Genomic DNA, 14467 nt, shown 5'->3' with positions numbered 1-14467 from the left:
CGTGCTCGCGGTTCGTCACCGGAACGAGTGGCTATCCACAGTGGACACATCGCCCTACGGTGGACCCGCGGGAACGACGGGTGACGAGGAGACGGCATGACAGCCACCGCCGAGGTGACGCAGGACGAGCCGGCCGCGCCGGGGGCCGGTCTCTCGCGGCGCAAGATCAACGCGGTGTTCGGCGCCGTGCTGCTCGGCATGCTGCTCGCGGCGCTGGACCAGACGATCGTCGGCACGGCGCTGCCCACCATCGTCGGCGATCTCGGCGGCGCGGGGCACCTGTCGTGGGTCGTGACCGCGTACCTGCTGGCCGAGACGATCATGACGGTGGTCGTGGGCAAGCTCGGCGACCTGTTCGGCCGCAAGCTGATGTTCCAGCTGTCCGTGGTGATCTTCGGTGTCGGCTCGTTCTTCTGCGGCTTCGCCGACAGCATGGTGTGGCTCATCGTGTGGCGGGCCGTGCAGGGCCTGGGCGGCGGCGGGCTGATGGTCACGTCCACGGCGCTCATCGCCGACGTCGTGCCGCTGCGCGAGCGCGGCAAGTACCAGGGCGCGCTCGGCTCGGTGTTCGGGGTGGTGACCGTGGCCGGGCCGATGCTCGGCGGATTCTTCGTGGACCACCTGTCGTGGCGCTGGGCGTTCTACGTGAACATCCCGCTGGTCGTCGTGGTGCTGATCGTGGCCGCGTCGGCGATGCCCAACGCCCGGGCCGTGGTGAAACCCGTGATCGACTACCTCGGCATCCTGCTCATCGGCCTCGCCGCCACCGGGTTGACGCTCGTCACGAGCTGGGGCGGTACCACGTACGCGTGGGGCTCGCCGACGATCATCGCCATGGCGATCGGTTCGGTTGTGCTGCTGGGGCTCTTCGTGCTGGTGGAGCTGCGGGCGAAGGAACCGATGCTGCCGATGCGGCTGTTCCGCAACCCGGTGTTCACGGTGGCCGGGATCATGAGCTTCGTCGTCGGCTTCGCGATGCTCGGCGCGCTGTCGTACCTGCCTACCTACATGCAGTACGTGCAGGGCGTCTCGGCGACGTCGTCGGGGGTGCGGCTCCTGCCGATGGTGCTCGCGCTGCTGTTCGCGTCGATCCTGTCGGGCAACCTCGTGAGCCGCACCGGCCGGTACAAGATCTTCCCACTGCTCGGCTCGGTGTTCATGACGGCCGGGCTCTACCTGCTCTCGCGCCTCGGTCCCGATACCGGCTTCTGGGAGTCGGCGCTGTACATGGCGGTGCTCGGGCTGGGGATCGGCCTCGGGATGCAGGTGCTCACCATCGCGGTGCAGAACACCGTCGACTACCGCGACCTGGGCGTGGCCACGTCGGGGGTCACGTTCCTGCGCTCGATCGGCAGCTCGTTCGGCGCGGCGATCTTCGGCACGGTCTACGCCAACCAGCTGGCCCCGAACCTGGCCGGCGCGCTCGCCGCGCACCCGCTGCCGCCGGGCGTCGACCCGCGGGCGACGCAGGTGCCGCAGGCGCTGCACCAGCTGCCGGCCTCGGTGTCGCAGCCGGTGATCGGCGCGTACAGCGATTCGCTGCACGTGGTGTTCCTGTCGGCCGCGCCCGTGGGCCTGGTGGCGCTCGCGCTGGCGTTTTTCCTCAAGGAGGTGCCGCTGCGCGACACGTCCCGCGCGGCCGCGCCCGACCTCGGCGACGGGTTCGCCATGCCGGAGGCCCGTGACCACGACCGCGAGCTCGAACGGGCCATCGCCACGCTGTTCTTCCGCGAACGGCGCAAGGTCGCGCCCGCGATCGCCGCGCGCTCGGGCTCCGACCTCGACCACGGCGGCCTGTGGTGCCTCGTGCAGGTCCACCTGCGCCGCCGCCGCGGCGAACCGGCGACGCTCACCGCGATCGGGCAGCACTACGGTGTGCCCCCGCAGGTGCTCGAGCCGGCCTTCGCGCGGCTCGAGCTCACCGGCTACCTCTCGTTCTCCGGCGGCGGCTGGGCGCTCACCGAGGGCGGGCAGGAGGAGTTCGGCAAGCTCGTGCGGGCGTGGCACGACTGGCTGGCCGAGCGGCTCGCCGACTGGGGGACCGGCGACCGAGCCGAGCTCGACGCGGCGATCGGCCGGGTGGCGGCCCGGGTGCTCGACCAGAGCGCGGATGCCGAGCGCACCGGCCGTCACGCTCTGGTCTGAACACAGGGGCGGGAAAAACCGAAAAAACACGGGCGCTACGGGCGGGGCGTTAGCATCGCCGCGACGGACACCCCCTATTGTTCCCGGACCATGTCGGTGGATGAATCAGTGGTCACGATCCCGGAAGGCGCGGACAGCCGCGTCGAGCCCCGGTCCCGCGATGCCGTACGGTCACGCTCCGTGCGCTTCAGCTGGTTGCCGTGGGTCGCGGCCCTCCTGGGCCTGTTGTCGTTCCTCCTGGTGCGCGGGAGCCTGACCGACGACGGGTACATCACGCTCGCGTACGCCAAGAACCTGGCGCTCCACGGCGAGTGGGCCCTGGTACCGGGCACCACGGCGAACTCGGCGACCTCGCCGCTCGACGTGCTGCTGCTCGGGCTGCTCACGCTCGTCACGCGGATCAGCGGCGCGGCTCACCCGGTGCTGGCGCTGGGTGCGCTCACCGTGCTCTCGTCGGCCGCCATCGGCTGGGCGTGGCAGCGCCTGGCGCGCGCGTTCGGGCTGGCGAAGTGGGTCGGCCTGCTCGGCGTGGTGATCGTGGTCGCGAACCCGTTCCTGCTGTCGGCCACGGGCCTCGAGGTCCTGCTCGTGCCGGCGATCCTGCTCTGGCTCACGGCGTTCGCCGTCGAAGGCCGGCCGGTGCTGTACGGGGTCGTCGCGGCGCTGACCGTGCTCACCCGGCTCGACCTCGTCGTGTTCGTCGTCGTCATCACCTTCGGCACGCGGGTGATCCGCGAGCACTTCTGGCGCGCATTCGGCACGGCCGTGCTCGTGGCCGCGCCGTGGTTCCTGTTCAGCTGGTTCGCGCTCGGCTCGTTCATCCCCGACACGCTGGTCATCAAGCAGGACCAGGAAGGCCTCTTCGGGGCGTGGGGCTACTTCAGCGGCCCGGTCATGTACTTCCTGTACCAGCCGGTCACGGTGATCTTCACCTTCGCCGCGGCCGTCGCCGGCACCGCGGTGCTGATGGCCTGGTTCGGCGTGCGCTTCGCACGGCGCTGGGACGACTTCCCGGCCCTGGCGCCGGTCGTCGGGCTCGGCGTGGGCGGCATCGTCTACTACATCGTGTACTCGACGCTGGGTGTCGGGCCCTACCACTGGTACTACGTCACGCCGACGGCCACGATCGGGTCGTTCGCGGTGCTCATGACCGGCATCTGGCTCGCGGAGTCGGGGCGCCGGCCGGGGCTGAGGAAGGCCGCGCCGCTGACCGCTCTGGGCCTGGCCTGGGTGACGGCGCTCGGCATGGTGTCGATCGACCTCGCGCAGGGTGTGCCGTGGCCGTCGCCGGTCATCTTCGGCAACTGGGCGAGCTCGACCGACTACGCCCGGGTGGGCCGCGAGCTCGGCCAGCGGCTCAACGGCGCGTCGGTGGCCGGACCGGGGGAGATCGGCACGCTCGCGTACTACTGCGACTGCCAGATCCTCGACGTGTTCTCCGACCGCAGCCAGGTCGCCTCGATCGTGCGCAAGCGGATCGCGGAGGACGGCACCGTGTCGCGGCTGGGCCTGAAGGTCAACTACCACTGGTTCGACCGGAACCAGCAGCCGCGGCAGGTAGACTACCGGCTTCTCTACGACAAGGGCCCGGCCTCGGGTCCGGACTCGTGGACGGTGTACTCGGCAGCCAAGGGCATCGGGCACTTCACGCTGGTGCCCGCGCGCTGAGACCCCGCCCGACGCCTCCTGACCCGAGGAGTCCGCGTGGCATCGACCAGCACCACCACACCCGGCGACGTCGAGGACGCCCGACCGGCCCCGCGCCGCCACGGCGCGCTTGCGCTCGTGGTCGCGGTGGCCTCGGCCGGGGTGTTCCTCCTGTTCCGCAACCACCTGATCGACGACACGTTCATCACGCTCTCCTACGCCCGCAACCTCGCGTTCCACGGGCACTGGGGCCTGATCGAGCTGGGCACGTCGAACACGGCGACCTCACCGTTGAGCGTGCTGGTCCTGGCCGGGTTCACGCTGGTGGTGCGCGACGCGGTGGTGGCCGCGGCGATCCTGTACGTGCTGTGCCAGGTGGTCGTCGCCGTCGGCCTGGCCCGCCTGGGCGACCGGGCGGGCCTGCCGCGGTGGTTCTCGCCGCTCGCCGTCGGGCTGCTCACGGTGAACCCGCTGCTGATCTCGTCGATCGGGCTCGAGGTCGGGTTCGGCCTGGCGGCGGTGGTGTGCCTGCTGGTGTTCTCCGCGGAGCGGCGGCCGGTGCTCGTCGGTGTGGCCACCGGCGTGCTCGTGCTGATCCGGGTCGACCTCGTGCTGATCGCCGTGGTGGTCGTGCTGCTGCGGGCCCGGTTCTGGGCCGGGCTCGGCAAGTCGGTGCTCACGGCGATCGCGGTCGCGCTGCCGTGGTTCGTGTTCAGCTGGTTCGTGCTCGGCTCGGCGGTGCCGGACACGCTGATCATCAAGACCCTGCAGAAGTCCTGGGGCGAGTACGGGTTCTCCAACGGGCCGGCGCTGTACGAGCGCGTTTTCCCTTGGGCCACCTGGCTTTCGTTCCTGCCGGCGGCGCTGGGCGTGGTCGCCTTCGTGGTCGGGCTGCCCACGTTGATCCGGCGTGGACCGGCCGCGACGGCGCTGCTGCCGTTCGCCGCGCTGGTGCCGGCGGGGATCGTGCACTACCTGGCCTACTCGCGGCTGCACGTGCCGCCGTATCACTGGTACTACGGGCCGAGCATCGCGGTGTCCACGATCTTCTTCGCCGCGGCGGTCGCCGCCGTGGCCGGGCGCGCGCCGGCCGTGGCCCGCTGGACGGCGGGCGTGCCGGCGGTGCTGACGGCCGCCGGGCTCGTGGTGGTGAGCGCGGCGTTCTACGCGTGGGGCGGACTGCCGCGACCGTTCGCGCCGATCATGTCCAACCACACGACCACCGCGCAGTACGAGCGGATCGGGCCCGAGCTGGGGCGCCTCGTGGGCTCGGGCACCGTGCGCAGCGGCGGTGAGATCGGCGTGCTCGCCTACAGCTGCGGCTGTTCGATCGTGGACCTGTTCGACGACCGGGGCGCGGTCGTCCCGGCCATCGCGCAACGCGAGGCGACGATGGGCCCGCTGGGCCGCAAGCTCGTGGACCTCAACTTCCACAACCTCGACTTCGACTTGGTCGCCGTGACCCCGCAGTACGCGCTGGTCCCGAGGACGGCCGGCACGCCGGCGCCGGCGAACGTGCTGGCCCAGTGGCCGATCGCGTCGCCGTGGGCCGGTGACCAGGTGCTCTACCTCGTGCGCGGCGCCGGGACCTGACGTGGGCCGGGGCGTGGCTCGCCCGCGCCTCCCGGCCGGCTCCGGGGAGCGTCCGAGCCGCGGCCGGGCTCTGCTGTGGCCCGCCGCCGTGGCCGTGGTCTCGGCCGTGGTCTTCCTCGGCGTGCGGGGCAGCCTGATCGACGACGCGTTCATCACGCTCGGCTACGCCCGCAACCTCGCCGAGCACTTCCACTGGGGCCTGGTCGAGGCCGAGACCGCGAACTCGGCGACCTCACCGCTCAACGTGCTGCTGCTCGCCCTCGGCGGCACACTCACGCGGGTCGCGGGCGGCCAGGTCCACCCGGTCGCGGGGGCGGGCCTCGTGTTCGTCGGCGCGATGACGGCCTTGGGCTGGGGTTTCGCGCACATCACCCGAGCGCTGCGGCTGCCGTTTTTCACCGCCGTCGCGGGCACGGCCGCAATCCTCGTCAACCCGTTCGTGCTGTCGGCGACCGGGCTCGAGGTGCATCTCATCGCGGCGTCGCTGGTGCTGCTCACCGCGTATGCGCTGGAGGGCCGGGTGGTGGGGTTCGGCGTGGTGGCCGGGCTCGCGGTGCTGGTGCGGCTCGACCTGGTGGTGTTCGTGGTCCTGTTCGCGCTCGGGGTCGGTGCGCTGCGCCGCCGGCTGCTGCCGGTGGCCGGGGTGGCGCTCACGGTGTGCCTGCCGTGGTTCGTGTTCAGCTGGTTCGCGCTCGGCTCCGCCATCCCGGACACGTTCCTGATCAAGACCACGCAGGGCGCGTTCGGCGAGTACACCTACGGCAACGGCCCGGTGTACTACCTCGACCCGAAGCGGTGGCCGGCGACGGTGGTGGCGTTCGCACCGGCCGTGGGTGGACTGGTGGCGCTTGCCGGCCGGCTCGGGTGGCTGGTCGTGCGCCGCGAGCGGGCCGGGCGGTTCGGGCCGGTGGGTGTGCTGGGGCTGGGCGGCCTGGCGTACTACGGCGCTTACTCGCTGCTCGGCGTGCCGCCCTACCAGTGGTACTACGTCGCCCCGATCGTGGCGCTCACCGTGGTGGTCACGGTCGCCGCCGGGTGGCTGGCCCGTGGCGGAGCCGTGCGGGTGGCGGCGGCGGGCTTGGCGTTTTTCCTGGCCGTGCTGCCGGCGGCGTACCTCGATGTGCGCCGTGGCGTGCCGTGGACGGCACCGCCGATCTTCGGCAACTGGGCCACGGCCGCCGACTACGCGCGGGTGGGCCAGGCGATCGGCGTGCGGGTCGGCGGCGCGACGGTGGCGGCGCCGCCGGAGATCGGCACCCTCGCGTACTTCTGCGAGTGCACGATGGTCGACACGTTCGCCGACCAGGGCCGCGTGGTGCCGCTGGTCGACCAGCGCGTCACGGCGGCAGGACCGGTGGGCGGGTTCTTGCTGCGGGTGGACTACCACTGGCTCGACCGCACCCGCCGGCCGCGGCCCGTGGACTACCGTCTCGAGTGGAGCTGGACGCCGCTTTCCGGGCCGGACACGTGGCACCTGTTCTCACCGGCGACCGGCGACGGCTGGGTGCGGCTCGTGCGGATCTGATCGCGCCTGCGCGGCTTTGCGGTTACCGTCACGGCATGGCGAAAGACTCGGCGGTGGAGGTCGCGGTCGGCGAGCGCATGGTGCGCATCTCCAACCCGGATCGGGTGTACTTCCCGGCGCGGGGCGAAACGAAGCTGGACCTGGTGAACTACTACCTGTCGGTGGGCGAGGGCATCGTCCGGGCGCTGCGGGAGCGCCCGTGCATGATGCACCGGTTCCCCTCGGGCGTCGCGGGGGAGAAGGTGCACCAGAAGCGGGTGCCGAACGGCGCGCCGCCGTGGCTGGAGACCGTGCGCGTGCACTTCCCGCGCTACAACCGCTTCGCCGACGAGCTGTGCGTGACGGAGGCGGCGCACGTCGCGTGGGCGGTGCAGATGTCCACTGTGGAGTTTCACCCGTGGAACTCCCGGCGCGCCGACACGGAAAAGCCCGACGAGTGGCGCATCGACCTCGACCCGATGCCCGACTGTCCCTTCGACACGGTGCGGCGCGTCGCCCACGTCGCGCACGAGGTGCTGGACGAGCTCGGCGCCGTCGGCTGGCCGAAGACCTCGGGCGGCAGCGGCCTGCACATCTACGTCCGCATCGAACCGAACTGGGGCTTCGCCGACGTGCGGCGCGCGGCGCTGGCCTTCGCGCACGAAGTGGAACGGCGCGCGCCCGACGAGGTGACCACGACGTGGTGGCGCAAGGACCGCGACCCGAAGAAGCTGTTCGTGGACTACAACCAGAACGCACGCGACCACACCATCGCGAGCGCCTACTCCGTCCGCGGTGTCCCCGAAGCCACGGTGTCGACGCCGATCCGCTGGGACGAGGTCGACGACGTCGAACCGCGCGAGTGCACGATCGCCACGGTCCCCGCCCGCTTCGCCGAGCTCGGCGACCTCCACGCGGGCATCGACGACGCGGTGTTCTCCCTGGAACCCTTGCTGGAATGGGCCGACCGCGAGGGCTTGGACACAGAGGATTCCTGAGGCGCCCCGGACAGGGAGCGACCCCGGGACGCTGGGGATGGGGTTGCGTCCCGGGGCCGAGCTTCTACAACCGTTCGATGATCGTGGCGTTGGCGAGGCCACCCGCTTCGCACATCGTCTGCAGGCCGTAGCGGCCGCCGGTCTGCTCCAGGACCGACAGCAGCGTCGTCATGAGACGCGAGCCGCTGGCGCCGAGGGGGTGGCCGAGCGCGATGGCGCCGCCGTTGACGTTGACCTTGGCCAGGTCCGCGCCGAGCTCGGCCTGCCACGCGAGGACCACGCTGGCGAACGCTTCGTTGACCTCGAAGGCGTCGATGTCCGACAGCTTCAGCCCGGCGCGGTCGAGCACCTTGCGGGTCGCGGGGATGACGCCGGTGAGCATGTACAGCGGGTCGTCGCCGACGACGGAGAAAGTGTGCAGGCGCGCTCGCGGTTTGAGGCCGAGCTTCTGCGCGGTGTCGCTGCTCGTGATGAGCACGGCGGAGGCGCCGTCGTTGATGGGGGAGGAGTTGCCGGCGGTCACGCGCCAGTCGATCTGCGGGAAGCGGTCCTCCCAGAGGTCGGCCTTGAACGCCGGCTTGAGCCCCGCGAGCACCTCGGGGGTCGTACCGGGGCGCACCGACTCGTCGGTGGTCACGTCCACCAGGGCGCCGTCGGGGCCCGGCGCTTTGAGGGCGGCGACCTCGCCGGCGAACTTGCCGTCGGCCCACGCCTGCGCGGCGCGGCGGTGGCTTTCGGCGGAGTACGCGTCGAGCTGCTCACGGGAGAAGCCCCACTTGGCGGCGATGAGCTCCGCGCTGATGCCCTGCGGCACCAGGCCTTCGGGGTAGCGGGCCGCGACGCCCGCGCCGAACGGGTCCTTGCCCGCCACCTGGCTGCCCATCGGCACCCGGCCCATGGACTCGATGCCCGAGGCGATGGCGATGTCGTACGCACCGCTCAGCACACCCTGCGCGGCGAAGTGGATGGCTTGCTGGCTGCTGCCGCACTGGCGGTCGACCGTCACGGCCGGCACCGATTCGGGCAGGCCCGCGGCCAGCGCGGCCCAGCGCGCGGTGTTCATGCTCTGCTCGCCGATCTGCCCGACGGCGCCGCTGATCACGTCGTCGATCAGCGCGGGGTCGATGCCGGTGCGCTCGACCAGTGACCTGATGGCGTGTGCGTGGAGATCTACCGGGTGGACCCCCGCGAGCTTGCCCGTGGGCCTGCCCTTGCCGATCGGAGTCCGCACCGCGTCGACGATGACCGCGTCCCTCATGACCTGCCTCCTCGCCTAGCCGGTTGATCCCGTTCTACGCCCAGTGGGTTGGAGAAAACAACTCTGGCCGTGGTGGTTGTCGGCCACCTCACACCGGGCCGGTGACGTGCTAGGTTGGAAATTCCAGCTGGGGTGCGACGGAGGTGAGAAGGATGGCGACACGAGGCCGGGACTGCTCGATCGCGGACGCGCTCGAGGTCATCGGCGAACGCTGGAGCCTGCTCGCGCTTCGGGAGGTCCTGCTCGGCGAGCGGCGTTTCAACCAGATCGCCGAGAACACCGGGGCGAGCCGCGACATCCTCGCCGCGCGTCTTCGCAAGCTGGTCGACTCCGGCGTGCTCGAGAAGCAACAGTACGAGGATCACCCGCCGCGGTTCGAGTACCTGCCCACGGAGTCGGCGAAGGCGCTGCAGCCGGTGCTGCTCGGCCTGATGCAGTGGGGCGACCGGTTCGTGCACCAGGGCCCGCCGCCGACGGTGTACGAGCACGACTGCGGGGAACCGCTGCTCGTGAAGAGTGTGTGCGAGCACTGCGGTGAGCCGGTGGCGTCGAAGGGGCTGCACGCGATCCGGGTGGGCGCCGTCCGCTGACCCGCGTGGGTTTCGGGGCGGGCGCCCCCGTGCCAGGATGGTCGCGGAAAGCCGTCCGGCCGGGCGGTGGTGCCGGGAAGGGGCGGCGTGCCGGAACGGATCCTGGTGACCGGCGGGACCGGTCAGCTCGGCAGCGCGGTCGTGGAGCGGCTGGTGGCGGCGGGGGAGCGCGTGCGCGTGCTGAGCCGCCGGCGCCGCAGCGGGGCCGGCGCCGAATGGGCCGTCGGGGACCTGCGGACCGGGCGGGGCCTCGACACCGCGCTCGCCGGCTGCGATGTGGTCCTGCACTGCGCCACCGACTACCGCCGCGAGGTCGACGCGATGCGCAGGCTGGTGGAGGCCGCGCGCTGGACGGGCAACCCGCCGCACGTCGTGTACGTGTCGATCGTGGGCGTCGACCGCGTGCCGCTCGGGTACTACCGCGCGAAGCTCGCGGCCGAACAGGTGCTCGTGAACTCCGGGCTGCCGCACACGATCCAGCGCGCGACGCAGTTCCACGCGCTCGTGCGGGCCGTGCTCGCCGGTGTGGGCCGGCTGCCGGTGGTCCCGGTGCCGCGCTGGCGGTTCCAGCCGGTGGACGTGCGTGACCTCGCGGGGCGCCTGGCGGAGCTGGCCAAGGCCGAGCCCGTGGGCCGGGCGCCGGACTTCGCCGGACCGGAGGTGCTCACGGCGACCGACTGCGCGAAGGCGGTGCTGGCGGCGAGCGGACGGACCAAACGCGTGGTGCCGGTGTGGCTGCCCGGCGCGCTGTATCGCGCGTATGCCGGGGGTGGCAACCTCGCGCCGGACCACGCCGACGGCGTGATCACGTTCCGGCAGTACCTGGCCCAGCAGCCGGATCCGGCGGCGCTGCACTACCACCGACGTCGGCTTCGCGGGGCGTGACCAGCAGTTTCAGCACGTCGGCGAAGAGCGAGTCCGGCACGGCGGACGCCTCGACGCCGCGCTCCACCGCCAGCCCGTTGGACAGCGCCAGCACCACCACGGCGAGCTGCTGCGGCGGTAACGGCAGGTCAACCCCGCGCTGGGTCGCGGCCCGCGTGATCGCCGCGGTGATGGCGTCGCGCAGCTGCGCGCGGCGCACGGCGAGTCCTTGGTGGACGGTGGGGTTGCGCATCGCGATGCCCCAGTACTCCAGCAGCAGCCGGTGCCAGGTCGCGTCGGTGTCGACGCCGGCGGCCAGCCGCGCGCCCGCTTCCGCGGTGGCCTCGCCGAGATCGCTCAGCTCGTCGAACGCGGTGGTGGCCGAGCGCATCCGGTTCACGATGTGCTCTTCCATGATCGTGAGCACGAGGTCGTCGCGGCCCTCGAAGTTCGAGTACACCGCGCCCTTCGTGAGCCCCGCCTCCGCGGCGACGTCGTTGAGCGAGGTGGCGGCGATGCCCTGGCGCGCGAACACCTCGCCGGCGGCGTCGATGATCCTGCGCCGGGTCTCGGCGCGGCTCGGACGGCGGCGGGGGGTCCGCGAAGGGGCCATGGGGCGGAGCGTACAGCTCCCTCACCTGGACGTTTTTCGTTGACTGTGATCCAGGTCATCCGGCCACCAGGGCGTGTTCGGCGAGCTGGCGCTCGCGTCGCCGGTCGACAAGCTCGTGCGCACGCAGAAGGGGGAGAGACCGCCACCCGGACCCGCGGTGATCCGACCTCGTGCGAGTGGGGTGATCCGGTTGCGGCGAAATTTGAGCCGCCTCCGTCCGTCGGGGCAGATAAATCCGACGAATCTTGACCAGGTTCGGGCAGACATCCTATGTTTGGCGGGCTTCGGGCCTCGCTCACGGCCGGATTCCGCCTTCGACGACGAACGGACCTGTCATGCCGGACCTCCCCTCCCCACCCTCCCGTCGGACCTTTCTCAAGCTGGGCGGCGCCGTCGGCGCCGGCTTCGCGCTGAGCGGGTTTCAGCCGTTCACGGCGCAGGCTTCGCCGGTGAGACCGCCGGCCGCGGACCTCGTGTCCGAAGCCGCCGCGACCACGCTGTGGTACCCCGCTCCCGCGGTCGAGAGCCATGTGATCGAGCAGGCGCTCCCGATCGGCAATGGTCGGATCGGTGGCCTCGTCGGCGGTGACCCCGCGGCCGACTTCGTGTACTTCACCGACGCCTCGCTGTGGACCGGCGGGCTCAACGACAAGATTCAGGACGACGGGCAGCTGCCCTACGGCAAGGACGACTTCGGCAGCTTCGGGCTCCTGGCGAAGATGCGCCTGAAGCTGCCGTCGCACACCGGCGTCGGCGACTACCGCCGGACGCTCGACCTCAGCAACGGCATCGTGACCGCGAGCTACACGCTCAAGGGCGCCACCTACCGCCGTGAGGTGTACGCCAGCCACCCCGACGACGTCGTCGTGATCCGCCTGACGCAGCAGGGCGGCGGTTCCTACACCGGTTCGGTGACGCTGGAAGCCACCCGCGACGAGAAGCCGACGGCGGGCAATGGCGTCGTCTCCCTCGGCGGCACCTTCGCCAACGGCCTGAAGTACAGCACCGCCGTGACCGCCGCGGGCAAGGGAGGCCGGGTGTCCGTCTCGGGCACCGAGGTGACCTTCGCGGGCTGCAGCGAGGTCGTGATCGTGCTCTGCGGTGGCACGAACTACGTGCCCGACGCGGCGCGCAAGTACCTCGACGCCGGCGCGAACCCGGCGGCTGTGGCGGCGGGCAAGGTGAAGGCCGCGGCGGCGGCGTCCGGCACCGCGCTGCTCGCGACGCACGTGAAGGACTACCGCGGGCTCTACGACCGGATGACCGTGGACCTGGGCCGCTCGCCGGCCAACCGGCGCACGCTGGACACGTGGTCGCGCATCGCCGTGCGCTACACCGACCCCGGCACGCCGGACCCGGAGCTCGAAGCGACCTACGTGCAGTTCGGCCGATACCTCACGATCACCGGCTCCCGCACCGGTCTGCCGATCAGCCTGCAGGGCCTGTGGCTCAACAACAACTCGCCCGACTGGTACAGCGACTACCACACCGACATCAACATCGAGATGAACTACTGGCTCGCCGACCGCGCGGGCCTCAAGGAGTGCTTCGAGGCGCTGGCGGACTACTGCCTCGCGCAGCTGCCCGCGTGGACCGACGTGACGAACCGGCTTTTCAACGATCCGCGCAACAGGTTCCGCAACTCGACGGGCAAGATCGCCGGCTGGACGGTGGCGTTCTCCACCAACATCTACGGTGGCTCCGGCTGGGCGTGGCACCCGGCGGGCAACGCGTGGCTGTGCAACAACCTCTGGCAGCACTACGAGTTCACCCGGGACAAGGCGTACCTGGCCAAGGTGTACCCGGTGCTCAAGGGCGCGACCGAGTTCTGGGAGGCACGCCTGGTCACCAAGACGATCGACGGCAACGACTACCTCGTCAGCGACACCGACTGGTCGCCCGAGCAGGGGCCGGACGCGCAGGGCAACACCTATTCCCAGGAGCTGGTGCACGACCTGTTCGGCCACTTCACCGAGGCCACGCAGCTGCTCGGCCGCGACGGGGACTACGGCAAGACGATCACCGGCATGCGCGACCGGCTGCACATGCCGACGGTGAGCCCGGTGACCGGCTGGCTGCAGGAGTGGCTCGTGCCGGAGAACCTCGGCGAGGTGACCCACCGCCACCTCTCGCCGCTCATCGGGTTCTTCCCCGGTGACCGCATCAACCTCGACACGGCGCCGCCGGACCTGATCGAGGGCGTGCGCAACCTGCTGATCGCCCGCGGCATGGACTCGTTCGGCTGGGGCTGCGCGTGGCGGTCCGCGTGCTGGGCCCGCCTCAAGGACGCCGACCGCGCCTACGAGCTGTTCCTCACGGTGCTGCGGCCGTCGATGAACAACGGCAACGGCACGGCCGCGAACTTCTTCGACATGTACAGCCAGGGCAGCTACACGATCTTCCAGATCGACGCGAACCTCGGCGGGCCGACGGCGGTGCTGGAGATGCTGCTGTACTCGCGCCCCGGCGTGATCGAGTTCCTGCCGGCCCTGCCCGCGGCCTGGGCCGACTCGGGCAAGGTGACCGGCATCGGCGCCCGGGGCGGCTTCGAGGTCGACCTCGAATGGGACCGCGGCAAGGTGACCAAGGCGGTGATCCGCAGCGTCGGCGGCACCGACACCGAACTGCGGGCCGGCAAGTGGAAGCAGACGATCCGGCTGCGCCCGGGCCAGGAGATCACCGTGAACCCGCACTGACGCCGACCGCCGCCGGAAGGTGCCCCACCGCGCCTTCCGGCGGCCACCCGGCCACCGATTCGGCCTCGAACAGTGTAGCGTTCAACTACATGAGCCGGACGGATCGGGAGCAGGCATGAACATCGCGTTGTGGATCGCGGCAGGGATCTCGGCAGTGCTGTACCTCGGCGCCGGCGGCATGAAGCTGGCGACGCCGCGGGAGAAGCTGCTGAAGAACCCCAACATGAGCTGGGTCGAGGACTTCTCGGCCACCTCGGTCAAGCTGATCGCACTCGCGGAGGTGCTCGGCGCGATCGGCCTGATCCTGCCGTGGGCGCTGGACATCGCGGCGGTCCTCACGCCGATCGCGGCCGTGGGCCTGGCCGTCGTCGCCCTCAGCGCCATCGTGGTGCACGCCCGCCGCAAGGAGCCGAAGGGCGTGCCGGTGAACATGGTGTTGCTCGTGCTGACCGTGTTCGTCGCGATCGGCCGGTTCGGCGGCTGAGCGCCGCCCTCACCCGGGCGTCGGTCGTGATCGGTCGCCGCGGGCCGGGCTGTCCTACGCTGGGCGCCGAGGGAC

The 14467-nt window shown here is 71.3% G+C and carries 11 protein-coding genes; 9 read left to right on the top strand and 2 right to left on the bottom strand.

The window, feature by feature from the left end; genetic code table 11:
* Window positions 1–96: 96 nt before the first annotated feature.
* The 5 genes from ACWEOE_RS21240 to ligD all read left to right on the top strand — a co-directional run bounded on the left by ACWEOE_RS21240 (window position 97) and on the right by ligD (window position 7887).
* Window positions 97–2145: a DHA2 family efflux MFS transporter permease subunit gene (locus ACWEOE_RS21240; protein ID WP_452011663.1), complete on the top strand. Its 2049-nt coding sequence runs from the start codon at window positions 97–99 to the stop codon at window positions 2143–2145.
* Window positions 2146–2325: 180 nt separating this feature from the next.
* Complete coding sequence (locus ACWEOE_RS21235; protein ID WP_452011660.1) at window positions 2326–3813, top strand: hypothetical protein; 1488 nt, start codon at window positions 2326–2328, stop codon at window positions 3811–3813.
* Window positions 3814–3849: 36 nt separating this feature from the next.
* The gene (locus ACWEOE_RS21230) at window positions 3850–5385 is read left to right on the top strand and encodes a hypothetical protein (protein ID WP_452011658.1); all 1536 of its coding nucleotides are present in this window, start codon (window positions 3850–3852) and stop codon (window positions 5383–5385) included.
* A 13-nt stretch (window positions 5386–5398) separates the two neighbouring features.
* Entirely contained in the window at window positions 5399–6910 is a 1512-nt protein-coding gene (locus ACWEOE_RS21225) for a hypothetical protein (RefSeq protein WP_452011656.1), read from the top strand.
* Between the two features lie 35 nt (window positions 6911–6945).
* Window positions 6946–7887: a non-homologous end-joining DNA ligase gene (gene ligD, locus ACWEOE_RS21220; protein ID WP_452011653.1), complete on the top strand. Its 942-nt coding sequence runs from the start codon at window positions 6946–6948 to the stop codon at window positions 7885–7887.
* A gap of 64 nt (window positions 7888–7951) precedes the next feature.
* Here ligD and ACWEOE_RS21215 read toward each other — a convergent pair whose 3' ends face one another.
* The gene (locus ACWEOE_RS21215) at window positions 7952–9145 is read right to left on the bottom strand and encodes a thiolase family protein (RefSeq protein WP_452011651.1); all 1194 of its coding nucleotides are present in this window, start codon (window positions 9143–9145) and stop codon (window positions 7952–7954) included.
* 152 nt (window positions 9146–9297) lie between these two features.
* Between ACWEOE_RS21215 and ACWEOE_RS21210 the strand changes: the two genes are divergently transcribed.
* Window positions 9298–9735 carry a winged helix-turn-helix transcriptional regulator gene (locus ACWEOE_RS21210; RefSeq protein ID WP_452011648.1) on the top strand — a complete coding sequence of 146 codons (438 nt, stop codon included), beginning with the start codon at window positions 9298–9300 and terminating at the stop codon, window positions 9733–9735.
* Window positions 9736–9822: 87 nt separating this feature from the next.
* Window positions 9823–10620: an SDR family oxidoreductase gene (locus tag ACWEOE_RS21205; protein ID WP_452011645.1), complete on the top strand. Its 798-nt coding sequence runs from the start codon at window positions 9823–9825 to the stop codon at window positions 10618–10620.
* Here ACWEOE_RS21205 and ACWEOE_RS21200 read toward each other — a convergent pair.
* Entirely contained in the window at window positions 10541–11212 is a 672-nt protein-coding gene (locus tag ACWEOE_RS21200; RefSeq protein ID WP_452011642.1) for a TetR/AcrR family transcriptional regulator, read from the bottom strand. The two genes, ACWEOE_RS21205 and ACWEOE_RS21200, sit on opposite strands and share 80 nt — an antisense overlap.
* A gap of 335 nt (window positions 11213–11547) precedes the next feature.
* Here ACWEOE_RS21200 and ACWEOE_RS21195 point away from each other — a divergent pair, with 335 nt between their 5' ends.
* Both ACWEOE_RS21195 and ACWEOE_RS21190 read left to right on the top strand, forming a co-directional pair.
* Complete coding sequence (locus ACWEOE_RS21195; RefSeq protein ID WP_452011639.1) at window positions 11548–13908, top strand: glycosyl hydrolase family 95 catalytic domain-containing protein; 2361 nt, start codon at window positions 11548–11550, stop codon at window positions 13906–13908.
* A 115-nt stretch (window positions 13909–14023) separates the two neighbouring features.
* Window positions 14024–14392, top strand: coding sequence for a DoxX family protein (locus ACWEOE_RS21190; protein WP_452011636.1), 369 nt, complete (start codon window positions 14024–14026; stop codon window positions 14390–14392).
* The last annotated feature ends 75 nt before the right edge of the window (window positions 14393–14467 follow it).

This window comes from Amycolatopsis sp. NPDC004368, from assembly GCF_053602515.1.
Note: the sequence above shows the minus strand (reverse complement) of the source record. Positions and strands in the feature narration are given on the sequence as shown.

Coding starts and splice junctions, on each gene's coding strand:
- ACWEOE_RS21240 (WP_452011663.1), top strand. CDS start 97: ATGACAGCCACCGCCGAGGTGACGCAGGACGAGCCGGCCGCGCCGGGG.
- ligD (WP_452011653.1), top strand. CDS start 6,946: ATGGCGAAAGACTCGGCGGTGGAGGTCGCGGTCGGCGAGCGCATGGTG.
- ACWEOE_RS21215 (WP_452011651.1), bottom strand. CDS start 9,145: ATGAGGGACGCGGTCATCGTCGACGCGGTGCGGACTCCGATCGGCAAG.
- ACWEOE_RS21210 (WP_452011648.1), top strand. CDS start 9,298: ATGGCGACACGAGGCCGGGACTGCTCGATCGCGGACGCGCTCGAGGTC.
- ACWEOE_RS21200 (WP_452011642.1), bottom strand. CDS start 11,212: ATGGCCCCTTCGCGGACCCCCCGCCGCCGTCCGAGCCGCGCCGAGACC.
- ACWEOE_RS21195 (WP_452011639.1), top strand. CDS start 11,548: ATGCCGGACCTCCCCTCCCCACCCTCCCGTCGGACCTTTCTCAAGCTG.
- ACWEOE_RS21190 (WP_452011636.1), top strand. CDS start 14,024: ATGAACATCGCGTTGTGGATCGCGGCAGGGATCTCGGCAGTGCTGTAC.